The organism is Paraburkholderia sp. EB58, assembly GCF_050436665.1.
GTDB lineage: Bacteria > Pseudomonadota > Gammaproteobacteria > Burkholderiales > Burkholderiaceae > Paraburkholderia.
Window position 1 is genome coordinate 1 of the sequence record NZ_JBNDMQ010000050.1, and the last position, 21,380, is coordinate 21,380.

The following is a 21,380-nucleotide window of genomic DNA, read 5'->3' on the forward strand; positions in this document are numbered from 1 at the left end:
CCCACCGCGATGTTCACGCCGCTCTTCGTGATTGCCCGTACGGCGGGCTGGAGCGCGCACATCATCGAGCAGCGCATCGACAACAAGATCATCCGACCGAGCGCGAATTACACCGGTCCAGAGAATTTGAAGTTCGTGACGCTAAATAGGAGAAAATAGCGTCCGCTGTGCGCTTTCAGGGCGCGTGCAGTTCCACCCTGGCGGCTGTGTTCACCCGTAGCCGCGCACTATTCAACCAATATTAGATAGAAAGGCTAACTCCATGAAAAAGCTGTTGATCGCCGCCGTTGTTGGCGCCTTGTCCTCGACGATGCTGATCGCCGCGACGGACGCTTCCGCACAAACGGCGTCGGCCACCGCCGCGACCTCGACCCCCGCCAAGAAGGCGAAAAGACCGGCTCCGAAACGCCTGATCAAGCGCAAGCCGAATCCGGCCAAGGAAGCGAAGGTCGATCCGGTACCGGACGGCTCGGTTAAGTGGGCATGTAACGAAGGCCTGTCGTTCGACCTGAAGGGCGACATGAAGCGCGACCAGATCGTCACGGTTCACTGGGCGAACAAGAACTACAACTTGCCGCGCGAAGCCACCACGACGGGCGCTGACCGCTTCCACGACGCCGCTTCGGGTCTGGACCTGGTCGTGATCCCGACCAAGGCCATGCTGTTCTCGGACAACGACGGCTCGCGCCTCGCGGACGAGTGCAAGACGCCGGAAATGGCACAAGGCGCACCGGCTCCGACGCAGTCGAACGAGCTGATCAAGAACCCGAGCAACTAAGTTTCCTTTTTACGAGGGAAGACCCCGATGTCCGCTCCGATATCCAACGTACGGCCCGACCCGGACCAAGTCCTGGTCGATATTGTCGATTACGTGCTGGATTTCCCGATCGACAGCACGCTCGCGCTGGAAACCGCGCGTAACTGCCTGATCGACACGCTCGGCTGCGGACTCGAGGCGCTCACCTACCCTGCTTGCTCCAAGCTGATGGGACCAATCGTGCCCGGCACGATCGTCCCCAACGGCGCCAAGGTGCCTGGCACGCAGTTCCAGCTGGATCCGGTTCAAGCCGCCTTCAATATCGGCGCCATGATCCGCTGGCTGGACTTTAACGACACCTGGCTCGCGGCCGAATGGGGCCATCCGTCGGACAACCTCGGCGGGATCCTCGCCACGGCCGATTGGCTCTCGCGTACCGCCATCGCCGCCGGCAAGAAGCCGCTGACGATGAAGGACGTCTTGATCGGCATGATCAAGGCGCACGAAATCCAGGGCTGTATCGCACTGGAGAACTCATTTAACAAAGTCGGGCTCGATCACGTGCTGCTCGTGAAGCTCGCCTCGACCGCGGTTGTGGGCCGACTCTTAGGCCTCACGCGTGACGAACTGATCAATGCTATTTCCTTGGCTCTCGTGGACGGCCAGGCGCTGCGTACCTACCGCCACGCGCCAAACACCGGCTCGCGCAAATCGTGGGCTGCAGGCGACGCCACCTCGCGCGCCGTGCGTCTCGCGCTGATCGCGAAGACCGGCGAGATGGGCTATCCGTCGGTGCTGACCGCGAAGACGTGGGGCTTCTACGACGTGCTGTTCAAGGGCCATGAGTTCAAGTTCCAGCGCCCGTACGGCTCGTACGTGATGGAAAACGTGCTGTTCAAGATTTCGTTCCCGGCCGAGTTTCATTCGCAAACCGCGGTGGAAGCAGCCATGACGCTGCATGCGCAATTGCGCGCAGTGGGCAAGACAGTGGAAGATATCAAGCGGATCACGATTCGCACGCACGAAGCCGCGATCCGTATCATCGACAAGCAAGGGCTGCTTAACAACCCGGCCGACCGCGATCACTGCATCCAGTACATGATCGCCGTGCCGCTGATCTACGGCCGCCTGACGGCCGCGGACTACGAAGATTCCGTCGCACAGGATCCGCGCATCGACGCGCTGCGCGACACCATGAGCTGCGTGGAAGACCCGCAGTTCACCAAGGATTATCACGATCCGGAGAAGCGTTCGATCGCCAATGCACTGACGGTCGAATTCAACGACGGGTCGACATTCGACGAAGTAGTAGTCGAATACCCGATCGGTCACAAGCGCCGCCGTGCAGACGGTATTCCGTTGTTGGTCGAGAAGTTCAGGACCAACCTCGCGCGCAAGTTTCCGGTCAAGCAGCAACAAGCGATTCTCGATGTGTCGCTCGATCAGGCAAGGCTCGAAGCCATGCCGGTCAATGAATACGTCGATCTGTATGTCATCTAGTTCAGTACTGTAGTTCCGCGATCAAACCAAGGAAAACACCATGGCCCACAACCTCCACAAAACGCTCAAGGAATTCGACAGCGGTTCCGGCAAAGGCAAGTTCTATTCGCTGCCGCAACTCGGCAAGGCACTGAACATCAAGATCGACCGCCTGCCGGTTTCGATCCGTATCGTGCTGGAGTCGGTGCTGCGTAACTACGACGGCAAGAAGATCGCCGAAGAACACATCACGCAACTAGCAAACTGGAAGCCGACCGCCTCGCGCGTCGATGAAATCCCGTTTGTCGTCTCGCGCGTCGTGCTGCAAGACTTCACCGGCGTGCCGCTGCTCGCCGACATCGCAGCGATGCGCGGCGTCGCGCAACGCGCCGGCAAGAACCCGAAGTCGATCGAACCGCTGGTCCCGGTTGACCTGGTGGTCGACCACTCGGTGCAGATCGATTATTTCCGTCAAAAGGATGCACTCGACCTGAACATGAAACTGGAATTCCAGCGCAACAACGAGCGCTACCAGTTCATGAAGTGGGGCATGCAGGCATTCGACACGTTCAAGGTCGTGCCGCCGGGCGTGGGTATCGTTCACCAGGTGAACCTCGAGTACCTCGCACGCGGCGTGCACAAGAAGACTGACGGCAGCGACACCGTGTACTACCCGGACACGCTCGTTGGCACAGACAGCCACACGACGATGATCAACGGCATTGGCGTGGTGGGCTGGGGCGTAGGCGGCATCGAAGCGGAAGCGGGCATGCTCGGCCAGCCGGTGTACTTCCTGACGCCGGACGTGGTGGGCGTCGAACTGAAGGGCAAGCTGCGCGAAGGCCTGACAGCGACCGACCTGGTGCTGACCGTTACCGAACTGCTGCGTAAGGAAAAGGTAGTCGGCAAGTTTGTCGAGTTCTTCGGTGAAGGCACGAAGTCGCTGTCGCTGCCGGACCGTGCAACGATCGGCAACATGGCGCCGGAATACGGCGCAACGATGGGCTTCTTCCCGGTCGACGAAAAGACCATCGACTACTTCAAGGGCACGGGCCGCACCGACGCCGAAATCTCAGCTTTCGAAAACTACTTCAAGGCGCAAGGCCTGTTCGGTATTCCGAAGGCTGGCGACATCGACTACACCAAGGTCGTCAAGCTCGACCTCGGCACCGTGACGCCGTCGCTGGCAGGTCCGAAGCGCCCGCAAGACCGTATCGAAATCGGTCACGTGAAGTCGACCTTCGGCGACCTGTTCTCGAAGCCGGTCGGCGAAAACGGCTTTGCGAAGAAGGCTGCTGATCTGGACGCGCAATACACGACGTCGAACGGCGTGAACGTGAAGAACGGCGACATCCTGATCGCTGCCATCACGTCGTGCACGAACACGTCGAACCCGAGCGTGCTGCTGGCCGCCGGTCTGCTGGCGAAGAAGGCTGTGGAAGCTGGCCTGACGGTCGCTCCGCACATCAAGACCTCGCTGGCTCCGGGATCGCGTATCGTCACCGAGTACCTGACGAAGACCGGCCTGATGCCGTTCCTGTCGAAGCTCGGCTTCGAACTCGCTGCTTATGGTTGCACGACCTGTATCGGTAACGCGGGCGACCTGACGCCGGAACTGAACGAAGCGATCACGAAGAACGACATCGTTGCTGCGGCAGTGCTGTCGGGCAACCGTAACTTCGAAGCGCGTATTCACCCGAACATCCGTGCGAACTTCCTGGCATCGCCGCCGCTGGTCGTAGCCTACGCAATCGCAGGCAACATCACGCGCGACCTGATGACCGAGCCGGTTGGCAAGGGCAAGGGCGGCAAGGACATCTACCTGGGCGACATTTGGCCGACCAGCGACGAAGTTAACGACCTGCTCAAGTTCGCGCTGGACGCAGAAGCGTTCCGCAAGAACTACGCACAGCTCACCAAGAAGGGCGACCTGTGGAGCAAGATTGAAGGCGAAGAAGGCCAGGTCTACGACTGGCCGAAGTCGACCTACATCGCTGAGCCGCCGTTCTTCGGCAAGGACTTCTCGATGACGCCGGCAGACAGCATCGCCGCCGTCAAGAACGCACGCGCGCTGGGCATCTTCGGTGACTCGGTCACGACCGACCACATCAGCCCGGCAGGTTCGATCAAGGAAGACTCCCCGGCAGGCAAGTGGCTGAAGGCAAACGGCGTGCAAAAGGCCGACTTCAACAGCTACGGCTCGCGCCGCGGCAACCACGACGTGATGATGCGTGGCACGTTCGCCAACGTCCGGATCAAGAACCTGATGATCCCGGTGAAGGCAGACGGTACGCGCGTGGAAGGCGGCTTGACGATTCACCAGCCAAGCGGCGAACAAGAGTCGATCTATGACGCAGCGATGAAGTACATCGACGCGGGTACGCCGACCGTTGTGTTCGCGGGTGAAGAGTACGGTACGGGTTCGTCGCGTGACTGGGCGGCGAAGGGTACGCAACTGCTGGGCGTGAAGGCTGTGGTCGCACGCAGCTTCGAACGGATCCACCGTTCGAACCTGGTGGGTATGGGCGTGCTGCCGCTGCAGTTCAAGGGCTCGGATAGCGTGCAGTCGCTCGGTATTACCGGCGAAGAAACGTATGACGTCGAAGGCCTTGGTGACGACTTCAAGCCGCAGCAGGAAGTCACGCTGGTGATTCGCGGTAAGGACGGCAAGGAGAAGCGCGTGCCGGTTCTGCTGCGTATCGATACGCCGATCGAAGTCGACTACTACAAGCACGGCGGGATTCTGCCGTTTGTGCTGCGTTCGCTGCTGGCTGCTTAAGGCTAGCGACTACGCACGCAGTAGAGCTAAGCTGTTTTGCAGGTGCTGCGTCCGTTAGGACGCAGCCGACTTTGGAAGCCCGACTTTGGTCGGGCTTTTTTTAAGTGTCGAGCTTAGTTAAACCCTACTCGGCTTTGGATTTAGCGCGTGGGTGTGTCATCGCCCAGCTTTTGAGAGCGGTGGTGACTTCGTCGATGACGCCAGTCCAGTCGTCGAACTTCGCTTGTCTGAACAGGCGTATCCCCTTCGGATACCAAGGCGAATCCGTCTGGTCGGTCAGCCAGCGCCAGTCAGTGTTGAAGGACGGTAGCATGACCCAACAAGGCTTCCCGAGCGCACCCGCAACATGGGCGACCGAAGTATCCACGCAAATGGTCAGGTCCAGTTGCGACACAATGGCCGCCGTATCGGCGAAGTCTTGAATGCCTTGTCCCAGCGGAATAAGGGGTTGTCCAGCCGGTGGTCGAATGGCTTCATCCTCTCCTTGCCCCTTCTGCAGGCTAATAAACGTCACGCCTGGAACTGACCATAGCGGCGATAACACGGAAATTGCCGGCAAAGACCTACTGGCGTCGTTACTGTGTGCGGCGTTTCCCTTCCAGACAAGCCCCACGCGCAAGCCATCGCGGGGCAGCTTCTTTCGCCAACGTTCGATTCGTTCACGCAAGGGGAAAACATAAGGAACGCGGGCTGGGATCGTTTGCACGGTCGTGGCAAAGCGCAGCGGCAGGCTCATGAACAGCGACCAGTAGTCGTGCAGAGGTACCGTGTTTGGATTGGTGAATACGGCGTCCACGCCCTCAACAGTTTCCAGCAAAGGCTTGAGTGCTGGGCGACAGACCAGAGTGACGCGAGAAGCGCCACGACGCTTTAGCAGTGATGCGTATCGCACGAACTGGACCTGGTCGCCCAAACCTTGTTCGATCCATATCACAATCGACTTCCCGGCAACGCATTCTCCGTGCCATTGCGGGTAGGGCAGATAGTGGGGTATCCCCGTGGCCGGCTTCTTTAGTCTTGGACTGTAGCGTAATTCGTAGCAATTCCAAGCCTCGGCATACCGCCCCAAACCAAGGAGTAGACAACCGAGGTTGTATTGGACATCTGTGAAATCAGGTTTGAGTTCCAGCGCGCGACGATAGGCGGCTTCCGCTTCAACATACCGCTGCGAATGCGCAAGCAAAACACCCCGATTGTTATGGAGATCGGCGAATTCCGGGTTGAGTTCCAGCGCCCGACGGTAAGCGGCCTCCGCTTCAACGATCCGCTTGGTGTCTGTATACAGGCTTCCAAGATTGTTGAGCGTTTCAGCGGAATCCGGTTCGAGTTCCAGCGCGCGAAGATAAGCGGCCTCCGCTTCGACAAACCGATTGGTGTGTGCGAGCAGATTACCCAGATTGTTACGGGCTTCCAGGAAGTCAGGTTTAAGTTCCAGCGCGCGGCGGTAAGCGGCTTCCGCTTCGAAAAAGCGCTTCGCCCGTACCAGCAGAATACCCAAATTGTTGAAGGCTTCTGCGAAATCCGGTTTGAGTTTCAGCGCGCGGCGGTAAGCAACTTCTGCTTCGGATATGTTGCCCTTTGCCGATTCGATTGCACCGATCTGACACGCAAAGATGGCATCCGCATCCGAAGTGCGTGAATCCGCGCCTTGCTGTTCCTCTGATTCGACAAACGTATGGGGTGCGAACGTATCCAGTATTGGGTCTTCGCTCACTGATATCTTTTGTTGGTTAAGCATTGTGGCATCATGCATTTCGTTAAATCAGGGATGGCGCCCACGCAGAGACGGTTGACGGTGCCGCTCTACCTGCGCAACAAGACACGCCCGCGCCCCTTTTCCGGTACCCGTCGTGACTGCGGCCGAGCGTCCCTTATGATTGGCGAGGAGGGTCGCGTTAAACCCTACTCACTGCGATCGGATTGGGCACACGGATGTGTCAGTGCCCAGTTCTTCAGGGCGACAGTGACTTCATCAATGACGTCAGTCCAACCATCGGACTTCGGTTGCCTGAACAGGCGCATCCCTTTTGGGTACCAAGGTGAATCTGACCGATCTTGCAGCCAGCGCCAATCACTGACGTAAGGCAGCAACACCCAGCAAGGCTTCCCGAGCGCGCCCGCAACATGGGCGACCGAAGTATCAATACAAATGGTCAGGTCCAGTTGCGACACAATGGCCGCCGTATCGGCGAAGTCTTGAATGTCTCGCCCCAGCGGAATAAGGGGTTGTCCAGCGGGTGGTCGAATGGCTTCATCCTCTCCTTGCCCCTTCTGCAGGCTAATGAACGTCACACCTGGAACTGACCATAGCGGCGATAACGCGGAAATCGCCGGCAAAGATCTCTTGGCGTCGTTGGAGTGCAAGACGCTTCCCTTCCAGACAAGCCCCACGCGTAAGCCATCGCAGGGCAGCTTCTTTCGCCAACGTTCGATTCGTTCACGCAAGGGGAAAACATAAGGAACGCGGGCTGGGACGGTTTGCACGGTCGTGGCAAAGTGCAGCGGCAAGCTCATGAACAGCGACCAGTAATCGTGCAGAGGTACCGTGTTTGGATTGGTGAGTACGGCGTCCACGCCTTCAACCGTTTCCAGCAAAGGTTTGAGCGCGTCGTTGCAAACCAGAATGATGCGAGAGACGCCACGACGCTTGAGTAGCGGTATGTATCGGGCAAATTGAATCTGGTCGCCAAAACCCTCTTCAGCCCATATGACCAGCGACTTGTTGGCGAGACGCTCTCCTTGCCAACGCGGAAAAGGCAGATGGTTGGGCGCTACAGCGACCCCATCTTTAAGGCTAGGATCGTAACGCGATTCATAATGCTCCCAAGCTTCAGCGTAACGCCCTGATCCAAGGAGAAAGCAGGCCAGATTGTGGCGCACGTCTGCAGAGTCTGGCTTGAGTTCCAACGCACGACGAAAAGCAACTTCGGCTTCGACAGGTCGCCCAATCTCCTTAAGTAGCTTCCCAAGATTGTTCTGCACTTCCACCCAGTCTGGTTTCGCTTCCAGTGCACAACGGTAAGCGAACTCAGCCTCGACGACTCTCCCTGCATCCCTAAGAAGATTACCCAAATTGTTGTGAGCTTCTACGAAATCTGGCTTGATTTCTAGCACGCGGCGATAAGTGGTTTCAGCCTCGACCCATCGCTTTGATTCCCAAAGCAGTATTCCCAGATTGTTTAGCACTTCAACGAAATCAGGTTTGATCTCCAAAGCGCGTCGGTATGCGAATTCCGCTTCGACAAAGCGCTTCGTCGCTGCAAACAAAATGCCCAGGTTATTGAGAACCTCTGCAAAATCCGGCTTGAGCTTCAGGGCGCGACGGTATGCGATCTCTGCTTCGGTCAAATTGCCCTTTTGCAATTCGATTGCCCCGATCTGAAGGGCAGAGATGGCATTGGCATCTGACCTGAATGTGTCCGCGTCCAGCCGTTCACTTGCATCGACAGACGTCTTCGGCGCACGGCTTGTCAGCGTCAGGTCTTCGTTCGCGGAGAGATTTTGTTGGTTAAACATCGTTGAATCGTGCATTTTGTAAACTCGCGGATACCCCCTGCAGACCGCCGGTTCGACCGTAACGTCGACACACACTCGTGCGTGCGGATCACAGATCAAAGCCGGCCAAGCCAGACAGTGCATATGTTGTCATTGGCCGTCGCGATCAGTATGGAAAGCGCTTGGATCGTCGGTAATCCGGCGCTGCGTCATGTGGTCGTTCCAATTGTTGTCGCCCGCCACCGGCACGGCGGCGCGCATGGTCGGACGCTGCTGCTGCGCCGACCAGTTGAGCCACGGGGCGTCGTTGTTCGCCTTAGCGTCGTCGTGCGGCATTTTGGCAGCCCATTCGGGTTGCGTCGACGGCACAGGTTGCGTCGCAGGATGCGTTGCGCGGCTCAATGCGACCCGTTCGTTGACGTGCGTTTCGCTCAGAGTGGCAACCTTGACCCGCTTGACTGGTTTCGCTGGCTGCGTTGAACTGTCTTCCTCACGGGCCGCAACGCGCACGGACTGCTTAGGTGCGACTTGCTTTGGCACAGCAAAGGACAACGGCTTGGCCTGGGTGACTTGCTCGGGTGCCGAGGAACGCACCGGCGCCGCTTGTGAAACCTGATTCGGCGCGGTGGAAGACAACGGTGTCACCTGCGCCGCCTCCTTCGCCACACTAGAGGGCGCAGCCGCAACTTGCGCGACGGGGTTCGGCGCCGCAGGCGCCGCAGGCGCTGCCGACACGGCGAGGGCGACCAGCGGCGTACCAGGGGTCGCCTGATTCGCCGCGGTATGTGTGCCTTCGTCAATCGTCGGCGAAGCCGGCTTCGCAACCGCGACCGTTTCTGCGTGCGTATCACCAACAACCGGCTTGGCGGCAGGTTTCGAACGATCGCCACGCGAGCTTGCAGACGCCAGCACCGTCGGCGCCGCCGTTTTTGCCTTCTCCGCATCCTTCATTGAGTACGTAACCAGCAGCCACGATAGCGCGATGGTGCAACCAGCAAAGATAGCGGCGGCCAGCGCATGATCCGAGCGCGACGAACGGGGACGAACCTTACCCATCTCGAGATAGCGTTTCGCTTCCGCCATCATCTCGTCGATATCATGAGTCGCCACGCGTTGCGGCGGCGCCTTGTAGAACAGCACGTGCTTGACGCCGGGAGGAAACAAGCTAGCCCGCGCCGGTCCGGCAGGTTCACGCACGGCTCGCTGCACCGCTTCGCGCAGCACATTCCGGCGCGAGCCGAACGGCGGCGGCAAACCGTCGAACGGGCGAGGCAGCGGAATCGTCAGATCGCCCTCGATCAAGGCTAGCGGTCGAGTCATGGTAGGTTGCTCCGTTGTGTTTCGATCGCTATGTCGAGATCCTTCATTAGCCCTTCTATACGGTATGCGAGCGCATCGATCGCGCCCGCTTCAGGTTCGGGCTGGACCACGCTCGCGCGCCGCAACGCCTCCATCAAACCGCGCGCCCCGACCAATCCCACGGCGCCGCTCAACCGGTGCAGCGAAGCGCGCAATCCGCCGATATCGCCCCGGTCGAGCACACCGCGCATCTGTTCCAGGTCGTCGATCATCGACTTGCGCCAACCACGCGCGAACGCGCGAAGATCGATACCTTCGTCCGACAGCGCGACGAGATACCACGGATCAAAGGTTTCGGCTAAAGCGGCCGACGGGGGTTCCACGGGCTGTGCGGCAGGCTCCTGCGCAGCCGCGCGACTATCGCAATGCGCCGGTTCAACGGATGAGTACTGCGGTTCGATTGCGAACGGCGCACTGAACATCCTGCTTGTACCGAAGCCCGGCTCACTGCGCACCGTGAGTTCGCCACGCATGTGATGCGCGAGTTGCTGGCAGAGTGCGAAGTTGGGATCGCCATGGTCACTCGCCGCTTCGGCCGGCGTGCCAGTGGCAAACAGGCAAGGAAGCTGCACCTGGATTGGGGCTTCAGGGAAAGCTGCCGCGGCACTGACATCGCGCACCCAGATGAAAATGCGCTGTGAGCCAGCGTTCAGAGACTCTGCACGTGCGGCTACCGTAATCTGCCCGCGCCCGGTCAACCGGACAGCATCACTCAACAAATGGAAAACAATCTGACCGAGTCGGGCACTGTCCGCCAGGATGCGCGCAGCCACCGACCGGTCGATACTCACGCTCAGATACAGGCCTTTCTGCGCCGCAGCAGGTGAAAACAACGCAACGACGCCATCGATGAGTTCGCGCAGGTCCGTCAGGTTTTCGTCGAGAACAACGGTACGCGCTTCGACGGGCGCGGGCGCCAGCATGTCTTCCAGTGCGCGCGCGCACGTGCGCACTGCGGACTGGATTTTGCCGACCACAGGCCGTTGGGACGAAGACATGGAGCTGCTATCAAGCGCTTCGAACAAACCGGACAGCGCGGACAGCGGACCACCCACAAAATGGCGCATGGACATAAGGATTCGTTCGCGCTCCTGAACAGCAGCGGCAGCTTGCCTCGCGGCAACTGCGCGCTCGGCCTGTTCGCGCTCTTCAACCGCGATATACCGGCGCTGCCATTCACTCTCCGTCCCACGCAGCTTCTCGGCTGCACGCTTAAGGGCGACGCGCGCGCGACACCAGCCGCCAAGCGCGACGAGCGTGAGTGCCGCCAGAGCTAGCAGGGATATCAGCAACCCGTGCCACACCATAACCGCACGATGAGCCCCCATTGCAACCTGATGTTGCAACAGACCGGCTTCAGCGGCGGGAATGACCTCGGAGTCGCAAGCGATGCCGGTCGCATCGCGAGAATAAGGATTCTCTTCCGGTTGGACGCGTGTCGCCAGCGCGTCGCGCGCGCTAAGCGCTGCGACTGCGCGCGGCCCGCGCGCGTACTGCGCGCCCGCGCCCTCATTGACCACCGGCGCGGCATTGGCACGCACCGACAGAACGCACAACATCACGAACGCCAAGATGCTGCCAAACGCGGTTGCGTAGCGGATCGAGGCCGCGCGTGCCGAGTGCGAAATGCTGCGAGCGCGGTCCTGCGCGAGTGCCCGGAAGCCAGGCAGGCTCATCATGTCCATACTCGGCCCAGCTCAATCGATCAGCTTTTGCAGCGACGCAAATTCTATGAGCGCGGCGAGCGACGACAAACCCAGCTTTTCCTGAATGCGACTCTTGTACGTACTGACGGTTTTGTCGCTCATGAACAGCGCGTCCCCGATCACCTTGTTCGACATCCCTTTGGACAGCATTTGCAGGATCATCAGTTCCTTATCGGACAGCAACTTGAGCTTGTCTTCCTCGCCGGCATCGTTGGCGGATGCGCCCTTGCCGGCGCCACCGGAACTCATAGGGAAGACGGTGTAACCCGCCATCACGGCCTCCACGCCGCGCATAATCTCCCTCATCTCCTGAGATTTCCCCACGAAACCCTGGGCACCCGAGCGCATAGCTCGTGGCGCGAAGGTAGCCGGATCCTGGCCCGACAAAACCAGCACGCGGACCGACGCATGCGCCAACTTCAGACGCGGGATGACCTCCAGCCCGTTGATACGCGGAATATCGAGGTCGAGGATGGCGAGATCCGGCGTACTTTGCCGTGCCACTTCGACCGCGGTTTGCCCGTTCTCCGCCTCCAGAACCTCGACGACGCCGAGCAGTTGCATAAGATGCATCTTGATGACCAGGCGAAATGCGGGGTGGTCGTCCACAACCAGGATAGTAGTCATTGCGTTGTTATCCTAACGAAATTCTTGTAAGAGGCGTATCTGTGTCGTGCGCCGGCAAAAGCGCGTGCCAGCTGTATTGGCGCGTCGCCTGATTTGCAGGCAGCCGCGTCCGTTCCGTTGTGTTGCGATCAGCCGGCATCGCGCAAGAAATCGATCTCGACGCGCCGGTTCGGCGCGAGACACTGCACGAGTTCGTCGCGCTTTGTTTGCGTACATTCCACCATTGGGTTCGTTTTGCCGCGTCCCGTCACGGTAATGGGCAACGTCACCCCGCGTTTGACCAAATAGGCTTTCACGGTCAGCGCACGCTGCAGCGAAAGCTTCTGGTTGTAGGCGTCGCCGCCCAGACGATCCGTGTAGCCACTGATGTTCAGTTGGCGGATGCCCTTTGCCCGTTGCAGACCGGCCACCACGGCATTGAGTTGTCCTTTGCCGCCCGGCAGCAGCGCAGATACGTCGCCACCGTTGAAGCGGAACGCCGAGTCGGCTCGCAGCGTGATCCGCGGCGCTGCGGCGTGCGCCGGAGCTGGTGCGGACGAGGGCACTGGCGAGCTCGGCGTCGCGCATTGCAGCGCCGCCTCCGCCGACTTTCGCAAGTTGCCCTGGATACCAGGCATCGCCTTCTCGGCAGCCGCGAAGTTACGCGTCCATGCGTGGTGGCCAGCCAGCATCAGTTCGACTTCGGCGCAGGCGAGCGGCGCTTGCGCGTCCGGGCAGCGCGCGGTGGCCGGATCGCTCTTGATGACGTTGACGATCTTCCACAAGTCCGGACGGACTGTCGATACAGTGCGCAGTTCTGGATTGGCAGCGGACAGCGGTGTGCTGTTTTCCAAACCGAAAGTGATCATGGCGGCCTGGCCGATCGCTTCCTCGACGAAGCCCCACTGGTCGTGCGCGCTCCATTCCGCTTGCCCTGCATCGATCCAGCATTGGGCCTTCGTGTGGAAATAGGTGTTCTTGTCGCCGGGCAATTTGTCGAGCCGCTGCTGGAGAGCAGCAAGCGCCTCGCCGCCGCTCGTGATCTGCGAATAGGTGCTCAGCCATTGCGGCGTGACCGCACCGGCGGCTGTGTCCTGAGCTGTTCCGATACCGGTCTGGAGAACCGTTGGGTCTTCAATGCCCAGTCGGTCGCGTTCGGCCTGGCTCGCGCAGCCCGTTAAAGCCAGTGCACACGCCACCATCGTTAGCTGAAATTTCATCGCTTCCCTGCGTTAAAACGCATTCATTCTGTAAGAAGCGTTGAGTATGGAGGGGCGCCTCTAGGCCTGGAATGGGAAGATTCTTAGAGTGTCGTCGGACGAGCGAGCGATTTGATCTATTTCGCATGTCCGAACTTCCCTCGCTAATTTAACTAACTAATCAACTAGCCTGAATAGATGAGCGCGAAAGGCTCTCCGGCAAAGCACGCGGATGCGGCAAACGAACCATGGCTAACCGACTGGATGGATGAAGTCACGGACTTTGCGGACACTGCTGGGCTGATCGAGAGCCTCGACCTGGTGATCTCCACCGACCTCGGCGGCCCATCTTGCCGCAGCGAGGCGACTCGGATGCTGTGTTGACTAGGGTGGCGGCAGCTTTGGCGGAGTGTTTCATTCCTCATGGCGAGCGTCGTGAACCGTTTCGGGACGATCCTACAGACCGACTGCCTTTCAACACGCATAATCGGCGTGGAGTAGAACTCGCACACCGCGCCGTGTTTCGCATATCTGGCCGAGCGTCTATCTTATCCTCGCGTCCCAACGTGCCGACTCGATTTAAGTGCTTATGGCCGTCGGACGGACCTCTCAGCGGCTCTTCGTTCTCCGATCATGCAATCCCCTTCCCACCTGCGGCCTGATGACACTTCAACCTGGTACGACGACGCCGTGGACGCCTATCAGGCGCGGCACTTTGACGTGGCGGCGGCGCTCGTTGACCGCATTCTTGCCCGGGACCCGGGACATGCGGGCTGCCTGCACTTGCGCGGGCTGCTGGCACTGGTGTCGAACCAGATCGAAGCGGCACAAAGCTGGGTTGAGCGCGCGATCAGGATTCAGCCCGAGCCGATCTTCTTCAATACCCTATACGCCATCTACCTGAGATTGAACGACTTCGACAGCGCCGTTCAAACCATCCGCCAAGGTCTGGCACTCCACCCCGCCTTTCCGGTGCTTCACTACAACCTGGCGCTGACACTACAGCATGAGGAACGTCTTGAGGAGGCAGCCATCAGCTACCGCCGGACGCTTGAACTCCAGCCGGACAACTCGGCGGCACACAACAACCTGGGCCTCGTCTACAAGAATCTCGGCGCATGGGATGACGCCGAGCGGCACTACAGGCACGCCGTCACGCTCGGACCGACCAATCTCGTCGCTCGCAACAATCTGGGCAATGCCTTGCTCGCCACGGGCCGCTATGAAGAAGCGTGGCCCTATTTCGAAGACCGCTGGGCCAGTTTCAAGGATGCCGAAGGGCGACCCCAACCAGTGCGCCCGCAACTGCCACTGCCGCAATGGAAAGGCGAAGGTCCCGGTGCAGCAAATCGCGTGGAGAGACCGCACGCACGCGGAATACGCCTGCTCGTCGTTCACGAACAGGGCTATGGCGACAGCCTGCAGTTTGTTCGCTATCTGCCGTTGGCACTCGAACGCTTCGCGCAGGTCGGCTACATCTGTCCGCCATCCCTGCGACGCCTGTACGAACAATCGTTGTGTTCGCGCTGGCCGGCCCTCGTGCTGCTCGACGCAGTACCCACCGACCTGAACGATTTTGACTGGTATTGCCCTTTGATGTCGTTACCGATGGCGTTCGGCACCCGGCTCGACAACATTCCGGCGGCGACGCCGTATCTGTATGCCGATCCCGAATGCGCTGCCCCATGGCGAGCAAAGCTGGCTGAGTTGCCGAACCCCGAACTGCCACGTGTGGGCGTTGTGTGGGCAGGTGGTCATTCAGGCTGGGCGGCCGACCGGGTGCGCAGCCTGACGGCCGCGCAAATGGCACCGTTGCTCGCCTTGCCGCACGTCCGCTGGATCAGCCTGCAAAAGACCGATGACCCGGAAAAGCGAGCCGATGCGGCAAGCAATGCCAGGCTGAAAGACTGGACGGACGAGTTCACAGACTTCGCAGACACCGCCGCGCTGATCGAGAACCTCGACCTTGTGATCTCGGTCGACACCTCAGTGGCACACCTTGCGGCAGCGATGGGCAAGCCCGTCTGGTTGCTCAACCGCTTCGCGGGTTGCTGGCGCTGGCTGCAGAATAGAGACGACAGCCCCTGGTATCCCAGCTTGCGCGTCTTCACGCAGTCGCGGCGCGGCAATTGGGATGAAGTGCTGGCGCGAGTCGCCGCGGCCCTGCAGCAGCACTTCTTGTCGCATGACGGGCAGAAAGAAAGCAGCCTCCCGAACTGCGAGAATCAGGCACCTTAACCTTGGCTCACGGCTCGCGATTTGCCATGTATCAGGCTCGCGCGGCGCTCACGCCTCACTTCAACCCAAAGTCCACCCGCGTCGTCGCTCCCTTATCCTTGATCCCCTGTGCATCAAGCTTCGGTGCAACGATAAACACACGGCTGCTGTCGATCTTCCCGTCGAAGTATTGCTGCACGCTCTGCGCACGCTGCTGCGCGAGTTCACGCAAGCTGGCGTCGTCGACGGGCGCATGTTCGGCCAGCGCGCTCTTCATGTCATCCTCGGGCAGCGACTTCGTGAGACCCACAAAATTGCGCGGCTTTTTGAAGTCCGCATCTTTGTAGGCCTTGGTCAGATACTTGTCGTAGTCCTTTGGATCGACCGTCACCGTCGACAGATCGACGCTTTCCCCATTGCCGACCACATCCTTGATCTTCTCCTGCTTGACCAGTTTCTCAACGTACGCCGTGCGCAATGCCGGCGTATCGACCGCCGGATCGACACGCCCGATCAAGTCAATGCGAATCGACGATTTATCCGTCAGTGCCTTCGCAATCGTGTCGAGCTTCTTGTCCGCAGCATCCGAGAGTTTTGCGGACCCCGCGTCGAATTCGACATAGCCCATCTCTTCGCCGCTACCGCCAAACGCATTCGCGAGCAGCGAGAACGGCGCGGTCACCGCCTTCTCCAGCAGATTCAGCACCGCGTGCCAGATCAGACCGCCAATACTGAATTCCGGATTCGACAGCGAGCCGGACACCGGAATGTTCACGTCGATCTCGCCTTTTGAGTTCTTCAGCAGCGAAATCGCAAAGCGCACCGGCAGCCTGGTCGCCGTGTTGTTGTCCACGTGGTCGCCGAACGTCAGTTGATCGATGAAGATGTGATTGTTCGCAGTCAACTGGTCGTTATCGAGCTTGTAGTGCAGGTCGACGTTGAGCTTGCCCTTCGTGATCGGATAGCCCGCGTACTTCGCCGAGTACGGCGTGAGGTTGGTCAACTCGATGTCATGCGCGCTCGCCGTCAGATCGAGCGCCGGCTTGGCGATCAGCGGATTCACCGTGCCTTTGATCGACAGCGGGCCGTTCGCCGCGAGCTTGGCGGCGACATCCACTGGCGCGGACGTGGTCGATTGTGTGCCGAACGCTCCGATCGTCCCCTGAATGCCCACCAGGTTCGCCGTGAAGTTCGGCTTGATGAAGTTGTCGGTGTACGTCACGCGGCCCTGCTGCAGTACAAGTTGACCGAAGTGCAGCTTTACGGGGCTGGATGGCGGCGTAGCCGCGGTCACTGTGCCGGAAGCCGTCGCGGATGCCGCATTCGTCGTTGCCGTGGACCTAGGCACGACCGCGGATGCCGGCACCGTCGCTGACGCAACCGCAGTCGTCGAGGCCGGCACCACAGCCGCAACCCCGGCGGTAGCAGGCGCCGCCGACTCAGACTCGGCACCGGCCGTACCCGGCGTCAACGGCACCGGCTCCGTTTTGCTCTTGCTGCGCGTCAGCGACTGCGGGCCGCCGGTTTCATGCGCGACGACGTCCGTGAGATTCAGCTTGCCCTGTGGATCCAGCAGCACCCGACCGTAGAAATTCGAGAACGTCACGCGCCCGGCATCCACGTCGGTGCCATGCTCGTCATAAATGGCCTTCAGGTTCGTCAGCGCGAGCGAGCCCCATCCTGCGAACGAGTCTGAGGTCGCCTTGTCGAGCATGCGCACGTCAACCAGCGCCGCGTTGCCGCGATAGGACGCCTTCAATGCTTTCGCTTCCTGCGACAGCGCCACATCGCCCTTCATGTTCAGCAGCGCGCTGGCAATCGTCGCGTTGAGTTTGCCACCAAAGTACGGTTCGAACGCCGCCGCGTCGAGTCGGTTCGCATCCACTCTCAGCGCGAGTTTGAGCGGTGTCGCAGTAACGTCGCCTGTGACCCCGAGCGTGCCTTTGCGATTAAGCGTTGCCTGCAGATCGATCGGCAATGGCCGGCTCAGATCGTCGCTGATCTGCTGTACCTTCAGTTGCAGCGGCGTGATGTTGAGTTTGACCGGATGCGGCGTCGAGTTATCGGTGAAGTTGGCCGTCGCATCCTTCAGGCTGAGTTCGCCGATCTTGTAGTGCCAGGCAGGCCCCTGTTCCTGCGCCTTCTTGACCGCATGGATGGCAGTGCGTTGCTGGGCCTCCTGATGCGGTCCGGCAAGCGCGGCGAGGTCGATGCTGCCGTCCTTCAGACGCTGGGCATTGATGACGAGGCCCGTGGTGTCGACGCCGGTGATATCCGCGTTGCGGCCGGACACGTCAACCGCCTTCACGTTCACCTGCCCCTGCGCGAGCGCCACGACCGGCTCCTTGCTGCCGTGAGCCGCCAGCTTCAGCGATTGCAGGTCCAATTGGCTTTCGCCGACCTGAATGTCCGGCGGCGATTTCGACCAGTTCGCGCTGACGTTGGCCGTCGCGGAGAGCGCGCCATCGGTCACCTGAGCGGCGGTCATGCTGTCGAGATACGGTTGCAACATCGGCAGCGACAGCGACTTGAGATCAATCTTCGAATCCGCGCTCTTCGCCACAAGGCCAAGCGAACCCGCCGCATCAAGCGAGCCGGGGCTGTCCTTGAACTGTGTGCTCACCGTGTAATGCGCAGGCGCCGCTGCAATCGTCGAGAAGTCCGCGAGCGAAACTGCCAGGCTCTTCAAACCCAGCGCCACGGGCCTCGCCGCCGCGTCATCCTGAACGTTGACGGCACCGTCGTTGAGCGCAAAGCGTTTGATCGCCAGATCGAGCGGCGCCGGTGCCTTTGCTGGACTCGCCGCGGATGACGCAGCCTCGGGCGCGCTCGCCGCGCCTTGCGCAACACTCGCGGATGCCGCCTCGCTTGCCGATGCAGCCGCGCTTGCCGGCACCGGACCTGCCGCCGGCGTAAACGTGCGCTCGACGCTCAACACGCCGTCCTTGTCGCGCGCCAGATTGACCGTAGGCGTGTCGACGCGGATATCGTCGAAGTGATACACGCTCTTCAACGGTTCGAGCATCGCCGCCGCGACATGCAACGCGTGCGCCGCGAAGAACGGCTGCTTGTTCTCATCGAGCACGTCGACATCGTTCAGATCGACGGTCCCAGTCACGCGCAGCGAAGGCGCGTTGTCGGACATGACGAAATTGAGCTTCAGATCCGTCGACAGCTTGGCCGTCTGCACGGTCACCGGCAACTTTGTGGGCGCATACGACAGGATGTGCGGCACATCGAGCCCGTCGAAACGCAGCGACACTGCCGACTCGCGCGACGCGGCAAACGGCTTGGTCTTGCCGTCGATGGCGAGCGGGCTGCCGTCGATTCGCGCGCGCAACAGTGGTTCGACGAAGATATCTGTCTTCGACGGCAACGTGGCGATAAACGGAATGCCAAGCTTCCACTGGTCGATCACGTGCTTCACGCCAAGCAGTCGATCATCGAAGGTAATCTGGCCGTTTTCGAGCCGGATATTCGACACCGAAAACAAAGTGGGCTTGCTATCGGGCTTGGACGGTTGCTTCGCGAACTTCTCGATCAGATCGGTGAAATTGAAGCGCTGCGCGTCGTAGCGAATGATGTTGAAGCGCGGCGAGTCGATCTGCACTTCGTCGACGATCGGCGCGCCGCGAAAGACCGAGCTCCACGACGGCTGCAAGATCAGCCGGGAGATATCAATGAAATCCCCCTCCCCGGCGCGCCCGCCGATATGGATGCGGTCGGCTTCGAACCTCAGCGTGTAGGGGTTGAGCGCGATACGGCCGATCGTAGCTGGCCGGTCGAGCTGTTTGCTGAGCTGTTGCTCGGCAATATGGCGAATCAGCGGCGGCGCTGCAAAAAAGCCGAGCAGACCGAACACCACGAGGAAGATCAGCAGGCCGATCACAATCCGTCGCGTACGACGTGCCTGCGCGACTCCGCGCACGGCCTGCAGGGAAGATGTCAGGGTAGCTTTATTGAGGCTTGCCATGCTCGGTCATGGGTGATGCGGCGGCAAGCCCGCCGCGTAACTAAGGTCCTGCCTCGGGCAAGTATATGTCTTGGGGCGAGTGCGGGATAGGAATGTAAGCCGAAAGGAAACAATCACCCGAATTGCATGAACCTAGTGTGAAACGAGCGGGATCACGCGGTTTGTGACGCTCGCTGCAATGCCGCGAACCTGCACTTCAGGTTCAGAAACAATCGACTGGCGGGTGTTGCGCCCGCCAGTCAGTATGCGCGCCGCATAGACGCGACACACACCCTTGCATCACTGACGCACCACCGCCGGCGGTTGCCAGGTGCCGTCAGTGGCTGGCGGCTTCGGCGCATAGAGACGCAGCACGAGCTGGAGGTCGGTATGCGGCGCCGGCAGCCAGTTCGCCGCCCGCACTCGCGCCGACGACACCACCACATCGAGCGAGCCGTCACGATTGCGGCGCGCGCCGTTGCGCTCGCCCACGGCAAGCCGCGCCGGCGCGCTTTCGCCGAGCGCGCCGTCTTTCGTATAAGCGGTGATGGTCCAAAAGCCGCGTACCGGCGGCAACTGGTTCGGCGTGAAATGGATCACGTAGCGGTTCGCGCCGTTCAGCGCGTGGCCTTCGCTATCCAGCGTCAGCGTGGCGCGCACTTCGTCGTCCCGCGTGCCAATGCCGGGCTGTGCATACGCCGCGTAGGCACGTAGCGCATAATCAGGTCCGTAGTTGCCGACCCCGTCGCCGAACCAGGTCCAGCCATTGACACTCAGCAGATTGGGCGGCGGCGTAACCACACGCTCGCGGCCATCGCTCAGGCCCGCGGTGATCGCGTCGCTGGCGTCCGGCAGTTTGACCGGCTCGCCTGGTTTCACGCCAAGGTCAGCGAGGATCTTCAAGGCGTGAGGATCGTCGGGCACCGGTGGGTTGTCCTGCAGTCCCTCCGCAAGGCGGCTGAAGAAGCCGCTCGCATCGAGCGCGGCCACCTGCGCGGTCGGCGAGCCAGATGCCGCCAACGCCGCTGCCGCCGCGGCGTTGCCGCCCGGTGCGATCGAGGCCGAGCGCGCATCGCTCGTGTAGACGCTCAGCGGTACCAGGCGAAGGCCGCGCTGCAGCTTGCGGATCAAGGTCACGTCATGGCCGCCGTTCGACTGGATCCGCACCGTCACCCACGCATTGCGGGACGGCACGTCGACGCGTTTAACATTCTTCGGCAAGTCCCCCTGCCAGCCTGGGCCGACGAAGGCCACCGCCTGCTCCTTGATACCGTTGGCACGCGGTCCGGTTTGCGCACTGGTCGACCAGACCACGTTGGTCCACATGTCGAGTGCACGCGCATCGACATAACGGCCGTGCGAATCGGGCAGCGAAAGGATGACCGGCTCCGCGCCAAGGTCGAGCCAGCCGCTCGAATCGAACGTATCGAGACTCGGCGTGGGCGGATTGGCCGAGCCGACCGGCGGCAACGCCTGCGCGTGCCGCAAGGTATTGAGCGGCGCCTGCCCGGGGTCGGTGCCGACAGCAGCGTCGCGCGCCGTTTCCATCAGCACGAGCGGGTAGCCGAACACGTAGGAATCGGCCACCTCGTCCTTGATCCAGCCGGTTGGCTTGGGTGTGTCGACGGCTGTCGAGGCGCAGCCGGCGAGAAACGCGAGCCCTGCGAACGACGCGCAGGTCCAGTGAAGCGAAAACAGTTCTCGGCGATTTTTTATCATTCGTTCAGAGGGCAGAACGTTCGGTCCAGGGAGATGCGTCGGTCAGCAGCGGCTCTGCCCGCGTGGCCCCCAAGCCCACCGCGAACGTGCCGCGTATCTCTATCCCGACAAC

At 60.8% G+C, this 21,380-nt stretch carries 14 protein-coding genes; 6 read left to right on the forward strand and 8 right to left on the reverse strand.

Annotated elements, in window-relative coordinates:
* The 4 genes from P3T40_RS40250 to acnA form a co-directional block, all read left to right on the forward strand.
* Positions 1 to 159, forward strand: a 159-nt coding sequence (locus P3T40_RS40250) for a citrate/2-methylcitrate synthase (protein ID WP_429273300.1), incomplete at its 5' end; no start/stop codon positions are given.
* A 103-nt stretch (positions 160 to 262) separates the two neighbouring features.
* Positions 263 to 778: a hypothetical protein gene (locus P3T40_RS40255; RefSeq protein ID WP_429273254.1), complete on the forward strand. Its 516-nt coding sequence runs from the start codon at positions 263 to 265 to the stop codon at positions 776 to 778.
* Between the two features lie 27 nt (positions 779 to 805).
* Entirely contained in the window at positions 806 to 2,257 is a 1,452-nt protein-coding gene (locus P3T40_RS40260) for a bifunctional 2-methylcitrate dehydratase/aconitate hydratase (protein ID WP_429273255.1), read from the forward strand.
* A gap of 40 nt (positions 2,258 to 2,297) precedes the next feature.
* Positions 2,298 to 5,015, forward strand: a complete 2,718-nt coding sequence (gene acnA, locus P3T40_RS40265; protein ID WP_429273256.1) for an aconitate hydratase AcnA — start codon at positions 2,298 to 2,300, stop codon at positions 5,013 to 5,015.
* A 124-nt stretch (positions 5,016 to 5,139) separates the two neighbouring features.
* Here acnA and P3T40_RS40270 read toward each other — a convergent pair whose 3' ends face one another.
* The 6 genes from P3T40_RS40270 to P3T40_RS40295 all read right to left on the reverse strand — a co-directional run bounded on the left by P3T40_RS40270 (position 5,140) and on the right by P3T40_RS40295 (position 13,401).
* Positions 5,140 to 6,753: a tetratricopeptide repeat protein gene (locus P3T40_RS40270; RefSeq protein WP_429273257.1), complete on the reverse strand. Its 1,614-nt coding sequence runs from the start codon at positions 6,751 to 6,753 to the stop codon at positions 5,140 to 5,142.
* Positions 6,754 to 6,917: 164 nt separating this feature from the next.
* Positions 6,918 to 8,531: a tetratricopeptide repeat protein gene (locus P3T40_RS40275; protein ID WP_429273258.1), complete on the reverse strand. Its 1,614-nt coding sequence runs from the start codon at positions 8,529 to 8,531 to the stop codon at positions 6,918 to 6,920.
* A 129-nt stretch (positions 8,532 to 8,660) separates the two neighbouring features.
* Positions 8,661 to 9,830 carry a hypothetical protein gene (locus tag P3T40_RS40280; protein WP_429273259.1) on the reverse strand — a complete coding sequence of 390 codons (1,170 nt, stop codon included), beginning with the start codon at positions 9,828 to 9,830 and terminating at the stop codon, positions 8,661 to 8,663.
* Positions 9,827 to 11,548 carry a hypothetical protein gene (locus P3T40_RS40285; protein WP_429273260.1) on the reverse strand — a complete coding sequence of 574 codons (1,722 nt, stop codon included), beginning with the start codon at positions 11,546 to 11,548 and terminating at the stop codon, positions 9,827 to 9,829. The genes P3T40_RS40280 and P3T40_RS40285 overlap by 4 nt, the downstream gene beginning before the upstream one ends.
* An 18-nt stretch (positions 11,549 to 11,566) precedes the next feature.
* Positions 11,567 to 12,202: a response regulator gene (locus P3T40_RS40290; RefSeq protein WP_429273261.1), complete on the reverse strand. Its 636-nt coding sequence runs from the start codon at positions 12,200 to 12,202 to the stop codon at positions 11,567 to 11,569.
* A 128-nt stretch (positions 12,203 to 12,330) separates the two neighbouring features.
* Positions 12,331 to 13,401, reverse strand: a complete 1,071-nt coding sequence (locus P3T40_RS40295; RefSeq protein ID WP_429273262.1) for an OmpA family protein — start codon at positions 13,399 to 13,401, stop codon at positions 12,331 to 12,333.
* A gap of 177 nt (positions 13,402 to 13,578) precedes the next feature.
* Between P3T40_RS40295 and P3T40_RS40300 the strand changes: the two genes are divergently transcribed.
* Positions 13,579 to 13,764 carry a hypothetical protein gene (locus P3T40_RS40300; RefSeq protein WP_429273263.1) on the forward strand — a complete coding sequence of 62 codons (186 nt, stop codon included), beginning with the start codon at positions 13,579 to 13,581 and terminating at the stop codon, positions 13,762 to 13,764.
* Positions 13,765 to 14,013: 249 nt separating this feature from the next.
* A complete protein-coding gene (locus tag P3T40_RS40305) occupies positions 14,014 to 15,618 on the forward strand; it encodes a tetratricopeptide repeat protein (protein WP_429273264.1) in 1,605 nt (534 codons plus the stop codon).
* 55 nt (positions 15,619 to 15,673) lie between these two features.
* Here the strand turns inward: P3T40_RS40305 and P3T40_RS40310 are convergent, their stop codons facing one another.
* Together P3T40_RS40310 and P3T40_RS40315 are read right to left on the reverse strand one after the other, a co-directional pair.
* Positions 15,674 to 19,570, reverse strand: coding sequence for a DUF748 domain-containing protein (locus P3T40_RS40310; RefSeq protein WP_429273265.1), 3,897 nt, complete (start codon positions 19,568 to 19,570; stop codon positions 15,674 to 15,676).
* Between the two features lie 279 nt (positions 19,571 to 19,849).
* Positions 19,850 to 21,268, reverse strand: a complete 1,419-nt coding sequence (locus tag P3T40_RS40315; protein ID WP_429273266.1) for a DUF1254 domain-containing protein — start codon at positions 21,266 to 21,268, stop codon at positions 19,850 to 19,852.
* Positions 21,269 to 21,380: the final 112 nt, after the last annotated feature.

Bases quoted from the DNA above. Each gene is read 5' to 3' on its own strand.
- P3T40_RS40255 (WP_429273254.1), top strand. From the start codon at position 263: ATGAAAAAGCTGTTGATCGCCGCCGTTGTTGGCGCCTTGTCCTCGACG.
- P3T40_RS40260 (WP_429273255.1), top strand. From the start codon at position 806: ATGTCCGCTCCGATATCCAACGTACGGCCCGACCCGGACCAAGTCCTG.
- acnA (WP_429273256.1), top strand. From the start codon at position 2,298: ATGGCCCACAACCTCCACAAAACGCTCAAGGAATTCGACAGCGGTTCC.
- P3T40_RS40270 (WP_429273257.1), bottom strand. From the start codon at position 6,753: ATGCTTAACCAACAAAAGATATCAGTGAGCGAAGACCCAATACTGGAT.
- P3T40_RS40275 (WP_429273258.1), bottom strand. From the start codon at position 8,531: ATGTTTAACCAACAAAATCTCTCCGCGAACGAAGACCTGACGCTGACA.
- P3T40_RS40280 (WP_429273259.1), bottom strand. From the start codon at position 9,830: ATGACTCGACCGCTAGCCTTGATCGAGGGCGATCTGACGATTCCGCTG.
- P3T40_RS40285 (WP_429273260.1), bottom strand. From the start codon at position 11,548: ATGATGAGCCTGCCTGGCTTCCGGGCACTCGCGCAGGACCGCGCTCGC.
- P3T40_RS40290 (WP_429273261.1), bottom strand. From the start codon at position 12,202: ATGACTACTATCCTGGTTGTGGACGACCACCCCGCATTTCGCCTGGTC.
- P3T40_RS40295 (WP_429273262.1), bottom strand. From the start codon at position 13,401: ATGAAATTTCAGCTAACGATGGTGGCGTGTGCACTGGCTTTAACGGGC.
- P3T40_RS40300 (WP_429273263.1), top strand. From the start codon at position 13,579: ATGAGCGCGAAAGGCTCTCCGGCAAAGCACGCGGATGCGGCAAACGAA.
- P3T40_RS40305 (WP_429273264.1), top strand. From the start codon at position 14,014: ATGCAATCCCCTTCCCACCTGCGGCCTGATGACACTTCAACCTGGTAC.
- P3T40_RS40310 (WP_429273265.1), bottom strand. From the start codon at position 19,570: ATGGCAAGCCTCAATAAAGCTACCCTGACATCTTCCCTGCAGGCCGTG.
- P3T40_RS40315 (WP_429273266.1), bottom strand. From the start codon at position 21,268: ATGATAAAAAATCGCCGAGAACTGTTTTCGCTTCACTGGACCTGCGCG.